Source organism: Rhodopirellula sp. P2 (assembly GCF_028768465.1).
Lineage (GTDB): Bacteria > Planctomycetota > Planctomycetia > Pirellulales > Pirellulaceae > Rhodopirellula.
Map to the genome: position 1 here is coordinate 648,008 of NZ_CP118225.1, position 22,979 is coordinate 670,986.

A 22,979-nucleotide genomic window follows, 5' to 3' on the forward strand; every position below is an offset into this window, starting at 1 on the left:
TTGAGTGGTTACCTGCAAGAACTGACGCTGCGATTGTCCGTCGGTGCAAGTCGGCTGAGCCCCGAATTCCGATCTCGCCACGCAGACTGGCTGAGATTGCGACAACGCGACGACGGTGGATTTGCGGGCCGCGAAGGCGAAAGCGACCCCTACTACTCCTCGTTTGCGTTGCGAACGCTTTGGCTCCTCGGTGAACTCGACCCCCAAACCGCCGAAGCAGCGGGTATCTTCCTACGCCGACGGATGAGACAACGGGATTCCATCGTGGACCTGATGTCCCTGATCTTTGGTGCGGCGATTCTCGAAATGGCCTCCGGCGTCGTGGTGATCTCTGACGAAGACCACCAGTGGCGAGAAAACGTTGCGGCGTTGCTGGCCAACCTCCGCACCGACGACGGCGGATTCGCGAAAACGCCAGAGGGCCGCGCAGGCAGCACCTACCAAACGTTTCTCTCTGTGCTGTGCTACGAACTGATGGAAGTCCCCGTCCCCGACATCGATGGTCTCCTGCGATTCCTGGCGAGCCAACAGCAACAAGATGGCGGCTACCGAGAGATTCGTGTTGCCAAACGAGCAGGCGTGAACCCGACCGCGGCTGCGATTGGATCGCTGAAGACACTCGGGCGACTGGACCCTGCTCAGCAGGCCGACACGATTGAGTTTCTGCTGGAGATGCAGAGTGACGAAGGTGGCTTGACCGCCAACACGCGAATTCCCTTCGCCGACTTGCTCAGCTCTTGCACGGGTCTGATCACGCTGGTTGATCTTGGAGCCGGATCCAGAATCGACGCGCCGCGATTGCAGCGATACGCAGATTCCATGCAGCGAGAGGGCGGTTTCGTCGGGTTTGAACTCGACCAAACCCCGGACGTCGAATACACGTTCTATGGTGTCGCCACACTGTCGTTGCTGCAGACGCTGGATCTGTAGACGAGTCCGAATTCTTGGCGAATCCGGCTACGTTTGGCTCAAAAAAAACGCCTTGCTCATGAAAGCCATGAGCAAGGCGTTTTGAATTTCAGATTCGCGGGTCAACCAATCAGTTGACGGAGACTCGCTTGAAGACCACCACTTCGGCTTCCGGGTGGAATTCTTTGATCGCAGCTTCGACGGTCTTGCTGTCGTCCAGTGCGTAGAACTGGCTCAACAAGCAACGCTCTTGGTCGAGCAAGGTGTTGTCGGCGATGAAACGCTCGAGCTTACCGGGAACAATTTTGTCCCAGATCTTCTCGGGCTTGCCTTCGGCCTTCAGTTCTTCCTTGATCGCGTCTTCGGTCGCAGCCAAGACTTCAGGAGTCAGTTGGCGACGGCTTGCAAACTGAGGAACGTTCTTCATCGGCTTGCCGAGGTTTTCGCGTTCGTTCAGTTCATTCTCAGCGTTGATCTGAGCCTGAAGTGCTTCGGTTTCCTTGGCAACGAATTCTTCATCGAATTCGTTGGGGTGAAGGATCGAAGGTTTCATGGCAGCGATGTGCATCGAGACGCCGCGGAAGAACAGGGGCGCGTCTTCTTTGCCACCGTCTTTGTACGACACCAGGACACCGATCTTGGCACCCGCATGGATGTACGACGCCAGGTTCTCACCTTCGACGACTTCCAAATTGGAGACTTCGATCTTCTCGCCGACCTTGCCGGTTTCGTTGACCAAACGCTCTTTGACCGTCGTGCCGTCGATTTCGAGTGCGTTGACTTCGTCAATCGTGGTGCAATTGGCGTCGAAAGCCATCTTGGCGATGGTGTTGGTCAGCTCGATGAACGCTTCGTTTTTGGCAACGAAGTCGGTTTCGCAACTGAGGGCCAACAACAAGCCTTTTTTGCCTTCAACCACAGCAGCCACAACGCCTTCGGAAGCTTCGCGATCCGCACGCTTGGCCGCGACCTTCTGGCCTTTTTTGCGGAGGTAGTCCATCGCGCCATCCAAGTCGCCACCGGATTCTTCCAATGCCTTCTTGCAATCCATCATCCCGGCGCCGGTGGACTTGCGAAGTTCGCTCACCGCCTTGGCGGAAATCGTCGTCATGTTTCTGTTTCCTAATCGTTGATTGAATTCAGTGAATGTGGTGGTCGAAATCAGCCTTCGCTGGGAGCGGCGGCGACTTCTTCGGCAGGCGCGGCGGCTTCAGGAGCAGCCTGGGCGTTGGGTGCCGCTTCGGTTTGGGTTTGTCCCTTGCCAGCAATCACAGCGTCCGCCAGTTCTCGCATGATCATTTCAACGCTGCGAATCCCGTCATCGTTGCCTGGAATCGGCAAATCGATTTGGCTTGGGTCGCTGTCGGTATCGATCAGAGCCACGGTCGTGATGCCCAATCGTTTGGCTTCCCGAACCGCGTTGCGTTCCTTGCCTGGGTCGACGATGAACATGACTTCCGGCAACCGGTTCATCGATCGCAAACCGTTCAAGTTGCGATACATCTTGCGATATTCGCGGTTCAACGACGACTGCATCTTCTTGCTGTATTCGTTGATGCCGTCACCCTTCCGCAGGGCTTCCAGTTCTTCCAAACGGCCCAGTCGGCTGCGAATGGTGCGGAAGTTGGTCAGGGTGCCACCGAGCCAACGCTCGCTGACAAAAGGCATCCCACAACGCAGCGACTGCTCTTCAACGGCTTCCCCAGCTTGACGCTTGGTACCGACGAACAGAATCAAGCTGCCGCCAGCGGCGACTTGCGAAAGATACTTCTTCGCTCGCAGCAAACCACGCAGGGTTTCGCGAATGTCGAGGATGTGGATTTGGTTTTTCTTACCGAAGATGTAAGGAGCCATCTTCGGATTCCAGAGACTGGTGCGGTGACCAAAGTGGACACCAGCTTCAATCATCTCTTTGACAATTTCGTTTGCCATCAGAATCTTTGCCGCGCATTATTCGCGGCATCTCCAGGATTTGGTTCAGTGCGGGTTCGGAGAACTGGCTTTCCATCAAACAGGAAAACAGCAGCCCCAGAGCGGTGAAAACGACGCAAAACCGCGTGAATTCGGTGCCCTTCGCCCCAAAATGCAATGAACTGGGTAAAGGATACGCCCTGCCAAAACACAGGCGGGGCGGGAAAGGAAGGCAAAAAGTACGTCTCAGAGCGAAAATTTGCAACCCCGACGGCCTTCTTCCAATCGCGTCTTCCCAAGGAATTCACGGGTTTCCGCGATCTCCACGGAGGCGGATTGAGGCCGGGGCACGCTCATCAGAGGTTCAGCCTCCCGACAGGTCCCATTGAGACGATCGAGAACGCGCCCCTGTGGCGACGACTTCCGAAACGCTCAACTCACCACTCATCGGCCAGAACCCAACCAAAATCGACCCCGAGTTCAGGATTTTCCCCTGTTACGGAACGTTTGGCGAGAACACCCCAGTCGCCATCACTCCAACCACGGTTTGCGGGAGCCACCCAACAGACTGATCGCGATCAGCGGCGTCACCACCAGGCCACATAGCCCTGCGTAGATCGACTTCATCGCGACCAGAGTGGGAAGCGCCATCGAGTCGCCATCCAACGCGAACAACGCCAAGACCGCAGGGATCGTCAACAACGGAAAGACCGCCAGGGAAAACAACAAGCAGCCATTCAACGACCCTGCTCGCAATGTCCGCCCCACCCAACGGACCAGTCGCGAGAAAGCCCCGGTGGCCACTGCCAGCGCGGGAAGCGGCTTCACCATTCCAGAGTGAAGATGCCGGAGCAACACTCGAGAACTGATCATGGCAGTGATCAACGGCAACAGAAATCCTGTGCCGATGATTTCCATCAACACGCTCTGCGAAGCTCCCCAAACGGGGATCGAGGTTTGGCCAGAAAACAGCAGCCATCCCAAGAGGGCGTTGACCCCCACATTGATCACCAACGGAATCAGGGCATAGCCGACCAGCACATACCGAACGGTCGCTGCGGGCCACGAACTCATTGCTGACTCTCGCGGCTGAAATCCTCGGCATCGAGATTGAATTCTGCCTGCAAGCCGCAGTTCTCGGCGACGTGATTCTGCAGGGCATGCACCAACTCCTCACGCGTGCTGACGCACCCCTTGAACGGACTGTGCTGCATCCCTGTTTGGATTCCAGGGTAAAGCGCCGCGTCTTCGGCCAAAATTTTCTTGACGGCGGACGTCTTCAGACGGCCCCAGCATCGCGTCAGCAACTTCGACCAACTGGTTTCATGCTGCCGACGCAGCACGAAAACCGACACCGTCGCTCGACAACTTGTGGGCGATGTCGGCATCAACACCATCGCCTGAAGCATTGCGTCCGTTCGCATCAAGAACAAATGTGGAAACAGATGGCACAACCGGTACTGCGGCGAACACCCCGACTGGAGTTGCGCTGTCAGCCAGCGTGAGACTCGCATGGCTCGCGGCGAGGCTTTGATGCTGGCTCGCATGACCGTGCCTCCAGCGTGAATCTCGTGCTTGATTTCCTCTTCCGGTTCAAACCGAAAACTGTCGGTGTGCACCGACTCCAAGTGATAGGACTCCACTGTATTTTCAGCCACGACTTTCCAGTTGGCGGGGAAGTCGTAGTGCCAAGTCTCGGCGTGCCACCACCGGTTCGCTGGAAACTCATCGATCACGCTTCCAAACGGCTCGAACTGCTCCGGCAACGGAGTGCTGCCGGGTTCCAGCGAGACAAAAATCAGAGGCCCATGCACGGCGAGCGAGAACTTCTTCAGGCATTCTGGACCGCCACTCATCGGCCGAAAGTTCTTGGCATCTGGAATTCGACCGCTGGAACCATCGACGTTGAATTCCCAGCCGTGGTACTGGCACTTGAGTGTCGGACTGCTGCCGCTGCACTGGTTCGACAACAAGCTGTGTCGATGCGTGCAGACATTGAGAAAGCAGTGGTACGCCCCCTGCTGGTTACGCACCAAGATGGGAGTGCCCAACAATTCTCGCGTGAAGAAGTCGCCCTCATTGGGGACCTCGGCCAGCGTCCCAACCAGATGCCACTGAGGTCGAAACAACGCCTCCAATTCAACTTGATATTGCGACTGGCTGCTGTAGTGCTTTGGCAACAGAAGATGCGGCAAGCGGGTCTTGTTGACAAACATGAGCGACGCAAATCGAAGGCTGTGCTGGCGAAATTGATATCAAACATAGACCGCGGGGCGCACCGACGTGCAAACAACCTTCGTCGGGCCAAGAAAAAACCCTTCGCTGAAGAACAGCGAAGGGTTGGATGCTTGGAACACAGAGGGCTGAACCGAACGTTCGGCCCGACTGGATCAATACATGTCGTGGTCGCCACCGTGACCGGCTTTGCCACTCTTTTCTGGCTTCTCAGCAACCAACGCGTCGCTGGTCAGCAACAAGGTTGCGACGCTGGCAGCGTTGCCCAATGCGGTGCGAGTCACCTTGGTTGGGTCGATGACGCCGGACTTGACCAAGTCTTCGTAAACGTCGGTCAACGCGTTGTAGCCTTCGTTGCCCTTCATCGCCAAAACTTTTTCGCAGACGATGCCGCCGTCTTGACCAGCGTTTTCGCTGATCATGGTCAACGGAGCACGGCAAGCACGCAGAACGATGTTGTAACCAACCAATTGGTCGTCGCTCAGGGTCTCAGCCGCTTTGACTTTGCCGCTGGCACGCAGCAAAGCAACGCCACCGCCGGGCAGAATGCCTTCTTCAACCGCTGCACGGGTCGCGTGCAACGCATCTTCGACGCGAGCCTTCTTTTCTTTCATTTCGCTTTCGGTTGCCGCACCGACGTTCACCTTGGCAACACCGCCAGCCAACTTGGCCAAACGCTCTTCCAATTTTTCGCGATCGTAGTCGCTGGTGCTGAGCTCGATTTCGCGACGAATTTGGTCGATGCGAGCCTTGATGTCAGTGCTCTTGCCGCCACCTTCGATGACCGTCGTGTTGTCTTTGTCGACGATGATCTTCTTGGCACGACCGAGTTGGGGCAGGTCGACGCTTTCCAGCTTGACGCCGAGCGCTTCGAAGATCGCTTGACCACCGGTCAAAATCGCGATGTCTTCCATCATGGCTTTGCGACGATCGCCGTAACCAGGTGCCTTCACAGCACACACGGTGAACGTGCCACGCAGACGGTTGATGACGAGCGTTGCGAGTGCTTCGCCGTCGACGTCTTCAGCGATGATCAACAAAGGCTTGCCTTGCTGAACAACTTTTTCGAGCAACGGCACCATGTCTTTGATGTTGCTGATCTTCTTTTCGAAGACCAAGACGTAGGCGTCTTCGAGAACGACTTCCATGCTGGTCGAGTCGGTCACGAAGTAAGGCGACAAGTAGCCGCGATCGAACTGCATGCCTTCGACCCATTCTTGTTCGGTCTGCAGGCTCTTGCCTTCGTCGACGGTGATCACGCCGTCTTTGCCAACCTTGCTCATCGCGTCAGCGAGCAACGTTCCGATTTCACGGTCGTTGTTGCTGGCGATGGTCGCGACGTTGGCCATGGCTTCTTGGTCTTTGACCTTGACCGCCATGCTGTGAAGTTGCTCGGTGATGTCGGCAACAGCGGTTTCGATGCCGCTCTTCATTTGGATTGGGTTGACGCCAGCGACGACGGCTTTGAGGCCTTCGTTGAAGATCGCTTCGGCCATCACGGTTGCGGTGGTCGTTCCGTCACCGGCAACGTCACTGGTCTTGCTCGCGACTTCGCGAACCATCGCAGCACCCATATTTTCATAGGGGTCTTCCAGTTCGATTTCCTTGGCAACGGTCACGCCGTCTTTGGTCACGGTGGGGCTGCCGAAGCTCTTTTGCAAAATCACGTTGCGACCCTTGGGGCCCAAAGTGACTTTCACGGTGCGAGCGAGTTTGGACACGCCGCGGCGAATGGCTTCGCGTGCTTCTTGGTCAAACGCAATGATTTTTGGCATGGTGGTCTATTAAATTTAAAGGTGTGCAGAGATGGGTTTCAGAACGACGCGATGGAAACCATCGCCGAGGATCACTCGATCACGGCCAGAACGTCGTCTTCTCGCATGAGCAGGTATTCGGCGTCGTCGACTTCGACGGTTTCGCCAGCGTAGCTGCTGAACAACACGCGATCGCCAGCGACGAGTTGGAAGTCAGCTCGGCTGCCGTCGTCCAGCAATTTGCCGGTGCCCAAGGCCACAACGGTCCCTCGAGCAGGCTTTTCCATTGCCGAATCGGGCAACACGATGCCGCCAGCGGTCGTGGTTTCGCTTTCCTCACGCTGAACAACGATGCGTTCGCCGAGGGGTTGCAAACGAATTTTGGTTGCACTCTTGGTGGCTGCTGCCATGTCCGTGACACCTTTCGTGGTCTTGAGTCGAGATGTGGGGGAAATGTGTGGTGGGGCTAACCTGTTTCGGCTGACTGATCGGAACGCTCTCACGAGCGATCTGACATCGCGGCCAACCAAAATGGCAGCTTTGTTCGTTGAAGCCGCCCAATAAGCAATCGCTGTGCCGCAGCCAGAAAGACTGGCCGCAAGCCCCTGCAAGACAATGACTTGCGCCAAATCAGAGGATCGTGACCGGAACTCAGCGGCTCATCCGTGACAGCCCGCCAGCGTGGCACACGCGGCAAAACTGCCACCAACACGCCCTCTCCACCCCGCCCGCGAGCCGCGGATGGCCGGAATGCGAGCGTCCAGCGAGATTTCCGGGGAACGGCAGGACGGTCGTTTCCCACGCTCGGCCCCTCACCGGCGCCCCCCCCCCAAACCAGTCGCGGAGCGACGAAAGCCGATAGCCTTGGGTTTCAACCCAAGGTCACCCACGCCTCAACGCACCTCCCAAGTCGCGGAGCGACGACAGCTGGGGACACGCTCCGAACACCTGTCGCCACTCCGCGGCTTTCCTGTTCCGGGGACGTCACTCCCACCTCGGGTTGAAACCCGAGGCTATCAACGATCACCGCTCCGCGGTTGAGCTTGCAAAAGTAACACACCCAACCAGACCCACTCAAAAACCACCGCGTGAAATCCCCGAGGCCCGTGTAGCGACTGAACTTTCGGCGGGACCGCCAAACCAGTGAGGTTGTGCCGTTTCAAAATGGCGCGATTGCAACGTTGAATCCACCCTCCTGAACGCAGCTGGGGAGGGCCGGAATGCGAGCGTCCAGCGAGAATTCCGGGGAGGACAGTGCGTGCCGTTTCCCGTGCTCGGCCTCCTCCAAAGCTTCATTTCGGAAGAGGCTCTTATTGCCGAAGCCCGACAAAACGCGGCCCCAGGAAACTGCACGGCCTCGGCGAGGCGAGAAGAGTTTGCAAGGTGCCGAGATGCACGGCGGGGACCGCCGTGCTGCAGGTTGCCAATGGTGCGGCAGAAAGATCTGCCAGCAACCGGAACTACTTCGACATTGCCTTGACGACGGCTTCGCCCATTTCAGCGGGCGAAGGAGCGACGACGATGCCAGCGTCTTCCAACGCAGCAACTTTTTCTTCTGCCGTGCCTTTGCCGCCGCTGATGATCGCACCAGCGTGTCCCATGCGTTTCCCGGGAGGTGCCGTGCGACCCGCGATGAAGGCGGCGACCGGTTTGGTCACGTGCTCTTTGACGAACGCGGCGGCTTCTTCTTCGGCGCTGCCACCGATTTCACCGATCATCAAGATCGCTTCGGTTTGATCGTCTTCCTGGTACATCTTGAACAGGTCGATGTAGTTGGTGCCGACGATCGGGTCGCCACCCAAGCCAACGCAGGTGCTTTGGCCAAGTTTCAGCGAACTGGTTTGCCAAACGGCTTCGTAAGTCAGCGTACCGCTGCGGCTCATCACGCCGACTTTGCCAGGGTTGTGGATGTAACCGGGCATGATGCCGATTTTGCATTCACCTGGGGTGATCAAACCGGGGCAGTTGGGGCCGATCAGCGTCGAACCGCTGGCTTTGACCTTTTCGTAGACTCGCACCATGTCGATGACAGGCACGCCTTCAGTGATGGCGGCGATGACACGAATGCCAGCGTCAACGGCTTCCAGGATGGCGTCCGCGGTGAACGGTGGCGGGACGAAAATCATCGTCGCGTCAGCACCGGTCTTTTGAACCGCTTCTTCCACCGTATCGAAAACAGGAATGCCTTCGACGTCTTGGCCACCTTTGCCGGGCGTGACACCGCCGACCATTTGGGTGCCGTAATCGCGGCACCCGAGAGAGTGAAACTTCCCGGCGTTGCCTGTGATCCCCTGGCAAATGACCTTGGTGTTTTTGTCGACCAGAATACTCATGTTGATAGCTTTTCGCGTTTGGCTGATGGCGTCGAACCAACAGCCGAGGGTGATGTTTTGGAAGGAAGAGATCAGGCGATGCCTGAATCTTGTTTACAAATCAAGCGACCGACAGGAAGCCGGTCGCGAGTCGCTCGACGCGAGGCGTCACGCAGTTGCTGCGACGATCTTTTTCGCCGCGTCGGTCAAATCCATCGCGTTGATGATGTCGACATCGCTTTCTGCCAGCATTTTGCGGCCTTCCTCGACTTCGGTTCCTTCCAATCGCACCACCAAAGGCACGTTGAACCCAACTTCTTTGCTGGCCGTGATCAACGCGTCCGCGATCGTCGTGCAACGAGCGATCCCGCCGAAGATGTTGACCAACACACCCTTGCAGTTGGGATCCGACAACAGGATCCGGAACGCTTCGGTGACCTGAGCCGCGTTGGCTCCACCGCCGACGTCCAAGAAGTTGGCGGGTTCGCCACCGTGGTACTTGATGATGTCCATCGTTGACATTGCGAGCCCCGCTCCATTGACCAAGCAGGCGATGTTGCCATCGAGCTTGACGTAGCTGAGCCCAGCCTTTTTGGCTCGCATTTCGGACTCTTCCTCTTCGCTGAGGTCCCGCAGTTCCTCCAAGTCTTTGTGACGGAACATCGCGTTCTCGTCGAAGATGATCTTGGCATCCAGAGCCACCATTTCGCCTGCCCCGGTGATCACCAAGGGGTTGATCTCAGCCATTTCGCAGTCGAAATCGACAAAGAAACGGCACATCGCGGTCATGAATTTGTAAGCACTCTTGGCCGCAGCACCTTCGATGCCGAGCTTTTTGCAAAGCTTGCGAACCTGGAAACCGTCCAGCCCGATCGCGGGATCGAAGTGTTCTTTGAAAATCAGTTCGGGTGTTTTTTCCGCGACGGTTTCGATCTCCACACCACCTTCGGTGCTGACCATCAAAACGGGCTTGCTGCTGCCGCGGTCGACCACGATGCCCAAGTAAAGTTCGCGAGCGATATCGCACCCGGCTTCGACGAAGACCTTGGAAACCGTTTGCCCTTCGGGCCCGGTTTGGATCGTCACCAATTTCTTGCCCAACAATCCCTCGGCTGCCGCTTTCGCTTCCGCTGCCGATTTGACCAGGACAACGCCCTTTTGGTCCGGGACGCCTGCCACGTTGCCTTTGCCACGCCCGCCCGCGTGAATCTGAGCTTTGACGACCGCGATTTTGCCACCCAATTTGTCGTATGCGGCAGCCGCTTCGTCAGGCGTTGTCACCATGTGCCCTTCCAAAACCGGCACGCCGGCGGTTCGGAAAAGCTGTTTGCCTTGATACTCGTGAATTTTCATCGGGGGTTCAGCCCAGTTGGCAAGCGAAAGGAATGCGAAGGTTACGTCTCCTCGCCATGATGGCGAGCGAGTCCGGGGTCTGTCAGACTGCCGGAAGTGAAAATGGTAGCAGCTCGGAAAATTCCAACCACCACCGCTCGATTGATGACTGGCACCGACCAACAACCCGCCTCCACACCGAATCCCAACGCCAAGCCGGAGGGCTCCGGGGCAGCCGGCCCTACCGGAAATGGCGACTTGGAAAATGGAACCGACAACGGCCTCGTGCGATTGCACGACGGCGACAACGTTTGGATGGCCGCACGAGCACTGGTGGCAGGCGAATCAATCGGCAGCCTTCGCATCGCCGGATCGGCCGTTCCGGCGGGACACAAAGTCGCCGCCCAAGCGATTCCCGCGGGCGAATTGGTGATCAAGTTTGGCCAACCGATCGGCAAAGCTTCCTGCGACATCGGCGTCGGCGAACACGTGCATTCACACAATCTGGTCGACGCTCACCAAGTCGACTCGGATTGGCGGTCGCTGGTCGGAACCGCTTTGCCAAAATCCGTTTCTGCGAAAAAGCCAGCCGTTCCAGCCGAGAAATCCTTTGAGGGGTTCGTGCGACCGGACGGCCAAGTCGGCACGCGAAATTACGTTCAGATTCTGGCTCGCGTGAACTGCAGTGCGACGGTTTGCCACCATGTCGCGGCTCGTTTTCCTCCCGAACGCTTGGCGGAATTCCCCAACGTGGATGGAATCGCGATCGGGACGCACACCACCGGCTGCGCCCTTCGCTACGCCGGCCAAAAACAACAAATGCTCGGCCGAGTCCTCAAGGGCTACGCCGGTCACGCGAATGTTGGATCCTGCCTGACGATCGGACTGGGCTGCGAACAAACGACGCCCGAGTACCTGAACGAACATCACCAGCTCGTCGCGATCTCCGACCCTCGTTCGCTGCCGGTCACCTCGCCCGAATCGGAATCGGTCTCGACAACGATGCTGACCATGCAAGCCGAAGGAGGCACGCGAGCGACGATCGATCGCGCGGAAAAGCACCTGGAAACGATGCTCGAGATCGCCAACCAAAGCTCACGGTCAACGGTTCCGGCTCACCACCTTCGATTGGCCCTGGAATGCGGCGGCAGCGATGGCCATTCAGGATGGACCGCAAATCCTTTGGTCGGTGCGATCGCTGATCGCATGATCGCTCACGGTGGCGCCGCCGTGCTCAGCGAAACCACCGAACTGATCGGTGCCGAGCATCTGCTGGTCGCGCGATCGCGTGACGAATCGGTGGCCCAGCGTTTGATGGAAAAAGTCGATTGGTGGAAACAACACGTCGCAATGTACGGCGGCCAGATCGACAACAACCCATCGATCGGCAACAAAGCCGGTGGGTTGACCACGATCACCGAAAAGTCACTCGGTGCAGTCAGCAAGTCCGGCACTGGAATCCTCGACGGTGTCCTGGACTACGCGGACACGGTTCCCAAACAAGGCTTGTACGTGATGGACTCGCCGGGCTTTGATCCGTCCAGCGTCACGGGCAAGGTCGCTGGCGGTTGCAACTTGGTGTTGTTTACCACCGGCCGCGGAAGTTGCTTCGGCGGCAAACCGGTTCCCGTGATCAAGATCGCCAGCCACTCCACTTTGTTCCACGCCATGCGAGACGACATGGACTGGAACGCGGGCCAGTTGCTCGAGGGTGTCGCGATGGACGAACTGGCGGATCAACTGTTCGAGGAACTGCTGCAATTTGCCAGCGGAATGCAAACCGCCAGCGAACGCCTCGGGTTGGGCGATCACGAATTTGTGCCGTGGACGGTCGGGCCTGTGCTGTGAATTGTGAGTGGCTCTGATTTGCGATTGGCACCATGAACATTGACCTGATCATCACCGAGATGAACTTTGGCGGGGCCGAACGAGCGCTCACACAACTCGCCATCGGCCTTCGCGATCGAGGCGATGACGTGCGGCTGTTCAGCTTCGGCAAACTGCCCACAGCGGACTCACTGCCCGAGGGCAACGACCGCTTGGTGCAACGGCTTCACGACGAAGGCATCGAGGTCACCAGCGGCGGAGTTCAAACGACGCGAGGTTTTCTGCCGGCGACGATTCAGTTGCGACGTTGGTTGGCACGTCGACCTGGTTCACTGATCCAAACGTTTCTCTGGCACGCCAACGTGCTCGGCACGCTCAATGCCTCATCGCAACGACCGCGAGTCGCCGGCATCCGTGTCGCCGAACCCAACTCTTTGCGACTGGCGGTCGAACGGCAGACGCTTCGCAAAGTGGATCACGTGGTCTGCGTCAGCCGAGCGGTCGAGACCTTCGCCCAGCAGCAACTGAACCTCTCACCGGATCGCACATCGGTGATCCCAAACGCGGTCGACGTCGATGCATTTGCATCCGCCGATCCAATCGACTGGACCGACCTGGGTTGGCCCGCCGACAGCCCCGTGGTTCTGTTCGTCGGCCGACTGCACACGCAAAAAGGCTTGGAGCATCTGCAGCGCACCGTCGAGCGGTTCGCTCCCGAAGACAGCCATCGCAAATTGGTGCTGATCGGCAACGGTCCGCTACAAAACGAACTGGCGACTTGGGCCAAACAAGTCTCCGGTGACCGCGTTCGCGTGCTGACATGGCAGAGCAACATCGCAAGCTGGATCGCCGCCAGCCGTGTGGTGGTTTTGCCGAGCCGTTATGAAGGCATGCCCAACGTGATCTTGGAAGCCATGGCAGCAGGCAAACCCGTCGTCAGCAGCCGCGTCGAAGGCAGCCAAGAATTGATCGGTCACGATCCCAATCAAGGTTTCGAGCTGAACGATGACACGGCGCTCGTCCATTCGCTGAAACGATTCTTAGCCGACGAAGATCTGGCAGCGAAAACCGGACAAGCCAACCAGTCTCGTGTCCGTTCCCAGTTCACCGTCGACGCAATGGTCGACGCCTACCGCGAACTCTACGCCAAAATTGTGGCATAGGCGATGCATTCCACAGCCACTTGGTTTTCAGATGCAAATGGTAGCGAAAGTCGTCAAGACTTTCGGCGCGTCAGTGTGAATCGAAACTCTTGACGAGTTTCGCTACCGGAAACTTGAGCTACGGTGGAAAATGGAAGCCTATGCCACTTTGGGTACTCAGAACTGCTGACGGTTGACCATGCGTTCTTTCAAACGTCGTTGCAACTGTTGAACCAGCTCAGGGTTTTCGTCGGCGATGTTTTTGGTCTCGCCGGGGTCCGTTTCATGATTGTACAGCTCATGAAAGCCCTTCAGATGCGAGATCAAACGATGCGTGGACGTGCGAATGGTTGTGGCCTTCGCATACGAAACCGCTTCACCTTCGGATGATGCTGGGTCTTTCAACACAGGCACCAACGACTCGCCATCGACCTTTGGCGGTGACGGCAAATTTGTCAGCTCGCACAACGTTGGAAACACATCGATCGTTTCCACAATCGCATCCGTTTGGCTGGCGCTTTTCATCGACGGATCATGAATGATCAGCGGCGAGTGCAGCGATTCCTCGAACAAAGCGTGCTTGCCCCAAATCGCATGTTCGCCCAAGTGCCAACCGTGGTCTCCCCAAACAACGACGACGGTGGACTCTCGCAAACCGAGCTCATCGAGCTGTTTCAACACTTCACCCACGTTCGCATCGGCGTAAGAAACGCAAGCGGCGTAGTGCCGCCGGACGGCCTCTGCAAACTCGGCGTCCTGGTTCGGATCTTTGCCCCAGCGGTTGTATCGCATGAACTCACCGGATCGATGCCAAGTCGTTTGACCTGATGGCTTGTTGGGATGCTCGATCATCGGCAACACGGTCTGCCGGTAAGGTTCCATGTGCTCAGCGGGAGCCCCAAATGGCAGGTGCGGACGAATGAACCCGACCGCCAAAAAGAACGGCTTGTTGGCGGCGTCCTTGGCCAGCGTGGTGAGCTCATCCAGCGACGTTTCCAGAATCAAATCATCGGGGTACTTCGCCTCGCCGCCTGCGGCTTGAAACACATCCATTTGGCTGGCGTCTTTGCGAATCTCGCCGTCGGCCAATCCGTGCATGGATCCGCGAGGATGTTGCCACGGCCCGGTCGGCATGAGGTGCCGGTCCCAAGCACCTGGCATTTCAATCTCGGCTTCTTCGTTCCAGTCCGCTCCGCCGCGACCGCCGGGATGATGCGAGACCTTGCCGACAGAAACGCTGGTGTACCCATGCTCGCGAAACCAACCTGGCATCGACGGGGTGACGGAACTCGGATCCTTCGCGATCTGCTTGGCTCGCGAAAACAACGCGTGATTTCCCGAGGGGCCATAGCAACCCGTCAGCATCGCAAATCGAGAGGCACCACAGGTCGGAGCCTGCACGAAATGTCGATTGAATTGGATGCCTTTGGCGGCCAGCGAATCAATATTGGGCGAGGAAATGTAATCCGCGCCATAGCAGCCCAACTCAGGCCGCAAGTCATCGACGCAGATCAACAAAACGTTTTTGGGCGTCTCAGCGAAACCACTGACAGCGAAAGCCAACCAACAGACAGTCGCGGTCACGCTTCGCAGTGTCCAAGCCGAGTGAATACCGGCTCGTTCAAAACAGCGTGACAAAATGGGAAAGGATCGCATCGCGAGAATCCTTCGTGGGTGAGAGGCAGGGAAGGGGCACCCACCATACTTCATCGCCACCGCCAATGGTCGATCCCGCGTTTATCAAATCTGATGCCCCAAGGCCTTCTTCGACCTCGCCAAGGAAGACACCCTGCGTTTCGGGCCGGCATTTCTACAAACTCCGATGAATCGCGACCAGCAATTCGGCGGTGGCTTCGGTTTGTCGGTCCAAGCGAGCGAAGCTGCGAAGCACGACTCGTCGCGGTTCCAGCTCGCACCCGCGTTGCAGCACAGCAATGAAAACGATGCCGTCCACCTCGGGCGGCGCGTCGGGCCCGAAGTGGCCCGTGATCGCAGCGGCAAGGGTTGCATCAGGGGTGCGTTGAAGGACCGAGGTCGCCATCGCGTTGGTGATCGCCTGGCTCTCGGCAGTGTGCTGTTTCAGGTCGGCTTCCGAGATTCCCAGCCACGCTTGTTTGGTGGTTTCCCGGTACGTCACGGCGCTACCGCAGAACACGTTGGACGCACCCGGAACGCCTCCCATCGCGGCGGCAGCAGCGCCACAGGTGCAGCTTTCGGCCAGGACCAAACGATGCTGCGACTGATTCAGTTGAGAGACCAGTTTCGCCGCGATCGAGGACGGGGAGCTTGCTTCGTCGCTTGGGTCGCTCTCAGACATGATCATGCGATTGGATCGTCCGATGTGGAATTGGTCGCCGAGGCATCCAAGCATTTGCGAACCAACCGCAGGACTTCTTGGCGGACTTCGTCGGGAGTCATCCCATCGGTTTGGAGAACAATCGCGTCGGCGGCGGCTCGCAACCTTCCGACGGGCCGCATTCGATCCTCGAGATCGCGTTGATTCTGCGCGGCCAAGATTTCCTCCACCGACATCACCTGGCCGTTTTGAGCGAGCTGTTGCTGCCGGCGGCGGGCGCGTTCTTCCGGGGATGCAGTCAGGAAGATCTTGCAATGGGCATCGGGGAAGACTTCGGTGCCTTGGTCACGACCTTCGGTCACGATGTCACGCCCGGTGGCGATGCGACGCTGCTGCGCTGTGATCCGCTCGCGAATCCTTGGCGGGTCAGCCAAGTGTCGAATGTGACGAGTGACCTGCGGCGCACGGATCTCTTCGGAGATGTCTTGGTCGTCGAGATAGATGCAGTCGTCCTGCCAAACCAAGCAGGCGGCATCGGCGAAATCGACCAACGCATCCACGTCATCCCACGCAATCTGACGCTGCATGGCGCCCCAAGTCACGGCGCGATACATCGCCCCGGTATCGAGGAATTCGAACCCAAGTTCGTTGGCGACGCGTCGTGCGATGCTGCTCTTGCCTGCTCCGGCTGGACCGTCGATGGTGATGATCATGGGGTGGAACGCTTTGCAATTTGACGAAGGATGTTCAGGGCGTCTTCCAGGTCGGGGCGTGACAACAGCGACGAGTCCGATTGAGGTGCGGGGGCAGCGGATCGAGGATTCGCGGCGGAGACCTTGGGACCAACACGGGAGACTTGGCCGGAGACTTCTGGATCTCCCCCCGCCATGTGCCCATACCGTAATGCGTAGAACGCGTCGGTCAATCGACGCATGGGAGCATGAAGCTGGGACGACTGCTGACCCGAGTCAGAAGGAGATTCCGATTGGGAACTGCGGGTGGGCTCCAGACCCGGCGACGCGTCAGTGGCTTCCAATTGCCGGGTCAGTTCTTCCGGGGTTTGGCCCGGGCGTCTTTCGATGCCGAGATTCGAAAGCAGGTCGAGTGCTTCAGCGTAGAAAGGGATCGTGGGGCGTGGGGCCTTGATTTGCCGATGCTTGCCAAGTTGGCTCTGCAACCATCGTGGGAAGCGGATTTTCAGTCCGACCATGGCCAGGATGGTGAGCACGATCGCGGCGACGGCACCTTGCCAAGAAAACAGTTTGCCACCGCCAATGCCTTCGACATCGCCCGAGTTGATTCGCATGGCGAATTCCTTTGTGCGATCGATCCATGATCGATAGGACGCAGTCATCGGCGCCAAACCTGGCGTCGACATCAGGGCCGCCTCTTGTCGCTTGGAATCCATTTCGATGACATAGTCGTCCCACAGGTCCCGCGCCAAATCGAGCATCTGGTTGCTGCTCGCTTCGGCCGCCGCCACGCCTCCGCCGCCTGGGGTGGGGTCCAGACGCAGCCAGTAAAAATCCGACTCCGGTTGCCCGTACACCGATGTCCCCACGGGAATGTCGGCGCGAGCGATCAAGGCCTCCGCCCAAACATGAGCGTGGTTTTGGCGAACGATGAAGTACTGCCCCAGTTCGCTGAATTCATCGGTGTGGTAACCAACGACCAGGCGAGCCGGGATGTCTTGGCTGCGCAGCATCATCACCAACGCCGACGCAAAGAACTGGCAGTGGCCACGTCGGTCAGTCGACAAGAATTGTTCGATCGGATCGACGCCGACCATCGCGGATAGGTTGGGTTGCAGCGAATAGCGGAAGTCATTGTTCAGCGACAAATGCTTTTGAAACGCATCCGCGATTCCCGCGGCCGTGCGTTTGTTCGGCGGCATGTTTTCAACGATCTTGTTCGCCAGCGATTCTGCGGTGGGGATCAGAACCTGCGGGTACTCAAGCAACTGGTCCAAGTAATTCAGATCATTCGCGGTCAGATCGGCGGGGGACTGGGAATTCTCCAGGGACCGATCGAGCACCGGGGTCTTGTACGCCAGCCAGCGGCTTTGAACGCCACTTCGAAACGCGTGGGTTCCGAAGTGATATTTCACCGGCGGGTACCAAGGCAGGCCCAAAGCACCGGCGGCGACCGAGCCTCCGGACGCGTTGCGACGCGAGATCGTCCACTTGCCACTGAGTTCCATCAGGTCGTCACTGCCGGGTGACCAGTGATAGGGAGCGATGGCAAACAGCGATTCGGTGGACATCGATTCGCAAGCGATACGAACGTTGACGCGATCATAAAAATTGGAGTCGCTGATTCGCTGCGGAACGAATTCCGGGGGCAGTGGTGGAGGCGGCGACTTGGAGACCGACGTTGCTCGCCAGCTCGACGATTCATCGGTCAGGTACTGTTCCAGCACGGCCCCACGTAAATACAGGTCGCCGGCAACGGGATACGGCTTTTTGGTTTCGCGATCGATCAGGTCAACGCGCAAGGCTCGTTGAGCACTTTGTTGCATTTCGCTGATTTTGCTCAGTTGCAACGTCTCGCTGAATCCGACCATGGCAACACCTTGCGAGCTTCCTCGGTTGGCGTCCACGCGACGCGGAAGACCAAAGAAGAACATCGCGGCAAACAGCAGCACGGCTGGAAACAAAATCACGGCCACCATCCAGGGCAGACTCACACCCGCACGCGAAAAGGAATCCACCGCGGCGGAGTTGTTCCAGGTGAGATTGGCAGCCTCGGTTTCCGCGTCTGCCTCCAACGTTCGAGCCAGCGAATTCGAGCGTTGATCCGGTGATTGAGCTTGCTCGACCAGGTTGTCAGCGGCAAGCAAGGCGATCGCCATGCCGCTGCAGATCGCCAAAGGAACGAAGAAAATCGCGTACGCAAACGCGTCATTGAAGACCGCTGCCACGACGCAGTTCAGCAATGCGAAAACCATCAATTGCTCAAACAGTCGCGAGGTCTTCTCCTGGAGCATCAAAATGGACTGCGCGATGATCAGCAGTTCCGCGACTGTTTCCATCTTGTTGCCAACTTGAATCCCTTGCATGAAGCCCGAGACACAATAGATCGCGGCGATTGCCATGGCGGCGTAGGCGACCACGGCGGGCAACGCGAACAGCTTCATCCAGTCAACGAACAGGAACCCAATCACGCTGAAGAACACCACGATGATCGGCAATGATTCAGTTTGCCCGCTGCTGCCGATGACCAGCCCACTGAGCATCGTGACCAAGGCGAAGGCCAATTTGGTTCGCAGCCGAAGAGGTGAATCAAGCGTGGTCTCGGTGATCGCCTGCAGTTCACGCAGATTGAGCGCGTCGGTGCGGCTCATGTCATCGTCGGTGATCGAAGCGTCACTCATGAAGAGCCTCGGCAGATGATTGGGGAGACGATGCTTCGGCGATCCAAGTCGCAGCGTCACGGCTGGACAGATTGACCCAGTTCAGCCGTCCACGTTGCTGCCATTGCCGCAGGAGGGAGGACTGACTGTCATTGGCTGCAAGAACTTCCGACAACGGTCTTGGGCTGAGCACGACCAGGTCGGGCAAATGCTTGACCGCCTTGGCCACTTGCCCCAGCGACTCGTCTAAATCAGGCCTGTCGGTGGTCTGCACTCGAGCAAGGATTTGCAGCATCCGCCGGAGAGCTTCGCGAGAAAAACCGCCACCGCAGGTTTCATTGTGTTGGCCGGCAACACTCAGCATGATTTGACTGCCGGAGCCACCGAACAGCTGAACCACCAGCGAAGCGGCCAAGCTGATTGCGGTCTCAACATTTTGATGCGGGGCATCGGCTTCAGCAGCCGAGGCGGGGCAATAAGCATCCACCAAAAAGCAGAGATCCAAGCGTCGTTGCTGCTCAAATTGACGGACCACAAGATCCCCGATTCTCGCGGTGGTTCGCCAGTGAATGTGCCTGCGACTGTCCCCCCGACGATACTCGCGAAGCCCAAAGAAAACTTCATCGGCATGCCCCTGCCGGTGAGCCGAGGAGGAGACGTTGCCCAGCTTGGTGGGCAAAAGTTGCCGCCAGGATCGAGTCAGGGGCAGCAGTCGCGGATAGACATCGACGAACTCTTCTTGGTCGGTCGACTCACGCCAAGCGGTTGACAAAGCAAACGGCGCGGTCGTTGAAACCCGCCAGCGCCCCAACTGATAGCGACCGCGATGCCCGAAAGTGACATCCAGATAAGCGCTGGTTGCTTGCGAGGGCAGCAGCAGGCCGACCCCGGTGTGAAGTGAGTGAGCGTTGATCGCTGGTGGCAAAGAGTTGCTGTTTGAGTCCGTCGGGTTCGTGTCGGCACCGGTCCGCACGATTTGATCACTGAGACAGATCAACCACAGCGGCATCAATCGATGGCGGTTGCTGACTTGATATCGAATCCGTGCGGGTTTGCCAGCGAACACTTCCCGCGGGACTCGTCGATCGACTCGAACCGATTCGATCGTCGACCGACTGACTCGCCATTGAGCGAGCAACACCGCCAACGTCATTGCCGCGACAACGATCAGCAAGTTCAATCCATTGAGCGACCCACCCAGAAGCCCAAACATGCCGATCAGCATGAATTGCCAACCGAGCCGCGTCAGGCGATTGCGGGTGTTGCGTCGCTGCAGAACCATCGTGTTTTAAACCGGCACAGGGATGGGTTCGATCAAATCCGCCAATTGTTGCTCGACCACCGATCGGTTGCCGCCTTGGAAGATGCCTTCGGCCAACACGCGGTGAGCGAGAGACGGAACAGCCATTTGTTTGATGTCATCCGGCGTCACATAGTCGCGGCCGCGTCGGATCGCCATGGCTTGGCAACCGCGGTGGAAACTGATCAACCCCCGGGTGCTGACACCCACTTGGAATGCGTCATGATGACGTGTTGCTTCGACGATATCCAGCAAATAGTCCACCAACGATTCGTCCATGCGGACTTTTCCAACATGGGTTTGAGCTTCGCTGACTTCCGCGGCGCCGACGATGGATTGAAGTTCATCAACAGGTTCACCTGATTGGTGAGTCGTCAGAATGTCACGCTCAACATTGCGAGAGGGGTAACCAATCGAGGTCCGCAGCAGGAAACGGTCCAGCTGACTTTCCGGCAACGCGTAAGTGCCTTCGTATTCAAACGGGTTTTGGGTCGCGACCACCATGAACGGCTTCGGCAATTCGTGAGTCACGCCATCGACGGTGACCTGTCCCTCGCTCATCGCTTCCAGCAAAGCCGATTGGGTGCGTGGTGGGGCGCGGTTGATTTCGTCGGCCAAAACGATGTTGGCGAAAATGGGGCCCGGTGCAAATTCAAATTGGCTGGTGTCGGTGCGGTAGATCATGCTGCCCGTGATGTCGCTGGGCAGCAAGTCCGGTGTGAACTGAAGCCGGGTGAACTTGGCATCCAGGCTGCGTGCGAGCGCTTTGGCAGTCAACGTCTTCCCGACACCTGGAACGTCCTCCAGCAAAACGTGTTCACCGGCCAACAACGCGACGACTAACAAATCGACGAGTTCGTCTTTCCCTAAGACGACCTTTGCCAAGTGATCGCAGAGGTTCTGGCATAAGTCAGACGCGGCCCGAAATGACATTTGGTCGACCGTGATTGGTGAGCGAAGAAAGAAGCAGCGAAGCAGCCGTTTGAGGAGAACTGCTATGCTAGTGGCTCCGCGATCGCTTTTCTATCGGCCTGATCTTCTGGGGTGGTGTGTCCCCGTGTCGAAATTCACGGGGCTGAAGTTCGCGGCTGGGGATCCCGTGCGAACCAATTCAATGGAGACCATCCGATGAACGACGGTCGATCGATTCCTGATCATCAACCAGGCGACGACGAGAGCGTGGTGCCACTGGCCTCGGACGCGCATGCACCTGGTGATGGCAACACTCAAAAGGAAGACACCACTCGCGAATTGGTGCAGTTGTGTTTGCTTCCTGGGTTGGGGCCGAGGACGTTGACGTCCTTGTTGGATGTGTTTGGCTCGGCTCGTTCCATTCTGAATGCGGACAAGAGTTCGCTGGCGTCGGTTCATGGGGTGGGCCCCAAGATGGCTCACGTGATCGACACGGCGGATGATCACGTGGATATCGAGGACGTGTTCGCTTGGTGCGCGGCCAAGGATGTCAACATTCTGCGTCGGGGGCAGGCTTCTTACCCGGCTGCTCTGGAAGAACTTGACGACGCTCCGCCGCTGATCTTCTGCCGAGGCTCGATTTTGCCGCGGGACACGGTCTCGGTTGCGATCGTCGGGACGCGGCACGCAACGGCTTACGGGTTGCAGCAAACGCGTCGCATCGCGATGGATCTGGCACGGGCTGGGGTGACGATCGTCAGCGGGTTGGCGCGGGGCATCGACACGGCGGCTCACCGGGCAGCACTCGAGGCGGAGGGCCGAACGATTGCGGTGCTCGGCGGTGGTCTGGGAAAAATTTATCCAGCCGAAAATGCGCCGCTGGCGGACGAAATTTCTCAGCACGGGTCGGTGATCAGCGAGTACGCCCCCATGGCCCAGCCGCGCGGTGGAATGTTCCCGCAACGCAATCGAATCATCGCGGCATTGGGACAAGCGACGTTGGTCATCGAGGCCCCCATGCGAAGCGGGTCGCTGATCACCGCTCGCTTGGCATCGGAGCTGGGCCGGTCGGTCGGATCCCTGCCCGGGCAGGTCAACAGCCGGGCCTCGCAGGGGTGCCATCACCTGATTCGAGACGGTGCAACGCTGGTCCAGCACGCTGACGACGTGCTGGAGTTGCTCGGACCACTGAGCGGAAATGTCTCCCGAGCCACCGCGACCGATGGGGGGGAAGCAGTGCGAGATGGGCGTGAGATGACGCTCAACGAGGTCGAACGACAGGTCCTGTTCGCCGTGGGCACTTCGGGCACGGCGATCGACGAGGTGACGATCCGCAGCGGGCTCCCCGCGTCTCGGGTCAATGCGATCGTGAGCATTCTGGAGATGAAACGGTTTGTTCGCCGCTTGAGTGGTCAGTATGTGTCGCGGATCTGAGAAGGTTGACAGTTCGGTCCTACGGCGCTATCCTCCCGCCTTGGTTCCAAGCCTCCGTTCGTGGCTGTTCACCGAAGGTCCTCGCGACGCTGACTTGGTGGTGGTGTTTCGACCCGCCTCAATGTGGCTTCATCTGCGATGGTGAATGACGCTTACGATTCAATCTCAACCGTTTCTTTCGATTCGATCGCCGCATTGTCTTGACCGATGGCTCATCACTCGTAAGAGAGATTTGCCACGCGCGCATTCGAATCGCCCCACGA

General features: G+C 58.2%; 18 protein-coding genes. 4 read left to right on the top strand and 14 right to left on the bottom strand.

The genetic code is table 11. The features are described from left to right. A complete protein-coding gene (locus PSR62_RS02275) occupies positions 1-930 on the top strand; it encodes a prenyltransferase/squalene oxidase repeat-containing protein (protein WP_274406219.1) in 930 nt (309 codons plus the stop codon). Between the two features lie 109 nt (positions 931-1,039). On the opposite strand, the gene tsf is transcribed toward PSR62_RS02275, so the two are convergent. From tsf to sucC, 8 genes are all read right to left on the bottom strand, one after another. Continuing rightward, positions 1,040-2,020 carry a translation elongation factor Ts gene (tsf, locus tag PSR62_RS02280; protein ID WP_047816634.1) on the bottom strand — a complete coding sequence of 327 codons (981 nt, stop codon included), beginning with the start codon at positions 2,018-2,020 and terminating at the stop codon, positions 1,040-1,042. Between the two features lie 50 nt (positions 2,021-2,070). Continuing rightward, a complete protein-coding gene (rpsB, locus tag PSR62_RS02285) occupies positions 2,071-2,841 on the bottom strand; it encodes a 30S ribosomal protein S2 (protein ID WP_274406220.1) in 771 nt (256 codons plus the stop codon). A gap of 510 nt (positions 2,842-3,351) precedes the next feature. Continuing rightward, on the bottom strand, positions 3,352-3,894 hold the full coding sequence (locus PSR62_RS02290) for a hypothetical protein (RefSeq protein ID WP_274406221.1): 543 nt from the start codon (positions 3,892-3,894) through the stop codon (positions 3,352-3,354). Continuing rightward, on the bottom strand, positions 3,891-5,036 hold the full coding sequence (locus PSR62_RS02295; protein WP_274406222.1) for an aromatic ring-hydroxylating oxygenase subunit alpha: 1,146 nt from the start codon (positions 5,034-5,036) through the stop codon (positions 3,891-3,893). Before PSR62_RS02295 ends, PSR62_RS02290 begins: the two co-directional genes overlap by 4 nt. A gap of 174 nt (positions 5,037-5,210) precedes the next feature. After that, positions 5,211-6,830: a chaperonin GroEL gene (groL, locus tag PSR62_RS02300; protein ID WP_047816630.1), complete on the bottom strand. Its 1,620-nt coding sequence runs from the start codon at positions 6,828-6,830 to the stop codon at positions 5,211-5,213. A gap of 71 nt (positions 6,831-6,901) precedes the next feature. Beyond that, positions 6,902-7,219, bottom strand: a complete 318-nt coding sequence (locus PSR62_RS02305) for a co-chaperone GroES (RefSeq protein ID WP_047816629.1) — start codon at positions 7,217-7,219, stop codon at positions 6,902-6,904. A 1,050-nt stretch (positions 7,220-8,269) separates the two neighbouring features. Beyond that, positions 8,270-9,142: a succinate--CoA ligase subunit alpha gene (gene sucD, locus PSR62_RS02310; protein WP_007327387.1), complete on the bottom strand. Its 873-nt coding sequence runs from the start codon at positions 9,140-9,142 to the stop codon at positions 8,270-8,272. A gap of 147 nt (positions 9,143-9,289) precedes the next feature. Next, entirely contained in the window at positions 9,290-10,474 is a 1,185-nt protein-coding gene (gene sucC, locus PSR62_RS02315; protein WP_274406223.1) for an ADP-forming succinate--CoA ligase subunit beta, read from the bottom strand. Positions 10,475-10,576: 102 nt separating this feature from the next. Between sucC and PSR62_RS02320 the strand changes: the two genes are divergently transcribed. Both PSR62_RS02320 and PSR62_RS02325 read left to right on the top strand, forming a co-directional pair. Next, positions 10,577-12,301 (top strand): UxaA family hydrolase, encoded by a 1,725-nt coding sequence (locus PSR62_RS02320; RefSeq protein WP_274406224.1) that lies wholly within the window; start codon positions 10,577-10,579, stop codon positions 12,299-12,301. 32 nt (positions 12,302-12,333) lie between these two features. Further along, positions 12,334-13,443 (top strand): glycosyltransferase, encoded by a 1,110-nt coding sequence (locus tag PSR62_RS02325; RefSeq protein ID WP_274406225.1) that lies wholly within the window; start codon positions 12,334-12,336, stop codon positions 13,441-13,443. Positions 13,444-13,599: 156 nt separating this feature from the next. Here the strand turns inward: PSR62_RS02325 and PSR62_RS02330 are convergent, their stop codons facing one another. The 6 genes from PSR62_RS02330 to PSR62_RS02355 form a co-directional block, all read right to left on the bottom strand. Next, positions 13,600-15,078 carry a sulfatase gene (locus PSR62_RS02330; protein WP_274406226.1) on the bottom strand — a complete coding sequence of 493 codons (1,479 nt, stop codon included), beginning with the start codon at positions 15,076-15,078 and terminating at the stop codon, positions 13,600-13,602. A 154-nt stretch (positions 15,079-15,232) separates the two neighbouring features. Further along, the gene (locus PSR62_RS02335) at positions 15,233-15,739 is read right to left on the bottom strand and encodes a CinA family protein (protein ID WP_274408316.1); all 507 of its coding nucleotides are present in this window, start codon (positions 15,737-15,739) and stop codon (positions 15,233-15,235) included. A 2-nt stretch (positions 15,740-15,741) separates the two neighbouring features. Next, a complete protein-coding gene (gene cmk, locus PSR62_RS02340) occupies positions 15,742-16,431 on the bottom strand; it encodes a (d)CMP kinase (protein WP_274406227.1) in 690 nt (229 codons plus the stop codon). Then, positions 16,428-19,091: a transglutaminase TgpA family protein gene (locus PSR62_RS02345; protein WP_274406228.1), complete on the bottom strand. Its 2,664-nt coding sequence runs from the start codon at positions 19,089-19,091 to the stop codon at positions 16,428-16,430. The genes cmk and PSR62_RS02345 overlap by 4 nt, the downstream gene beginning before the upstream one ends. After that, the gene (locus tag PSR62_RS02350; protein ID WP_274406229.1) at positions 19,084-20,352 is read right to left on the bottom strand and encodes a DUF58 domain-containing protein; all 1,269 of its coding nucleotides are present in this window, start codon (positions 20,350-20,352) and stop codon (positions 19,084-19,086) included. Before PSR62_RS02350 ends, PSR62_RS02345 begins: the two co-directional genes overlap by 8 nt. 6 nt (positions 20,353-20,358) lie before the next feature. Further along, a complete protein-coding gene (locus PSR62_RS02355; RefSeq protein ID WP_443217471.1) occupies positions 20,359-21,255 on the bottom strand; it encodes an AAA family ATPase in 897 nt (298 codons plus the stop codon). A 243-nt stretch (positions 21,256-21,498) separates the two neighbouring features. Between PSR62_RS02355 and dprA the strand changes: the two genes are divergently transcribed. Beyond that, positions 21,499-22,716: a DNA-processing protein DprA gene (gene dprA / locus PSR62_RS02360; protein WP_274406231.1), complete on the top strand. Its 1,218-nt coding sequence runs from the start codon at positions 21,499-21,501 to the stop codon at positions 22,714-22,716. The last annotated feature ends 263 nt before the right edge of the window (positions 22,717-22,979 follow it).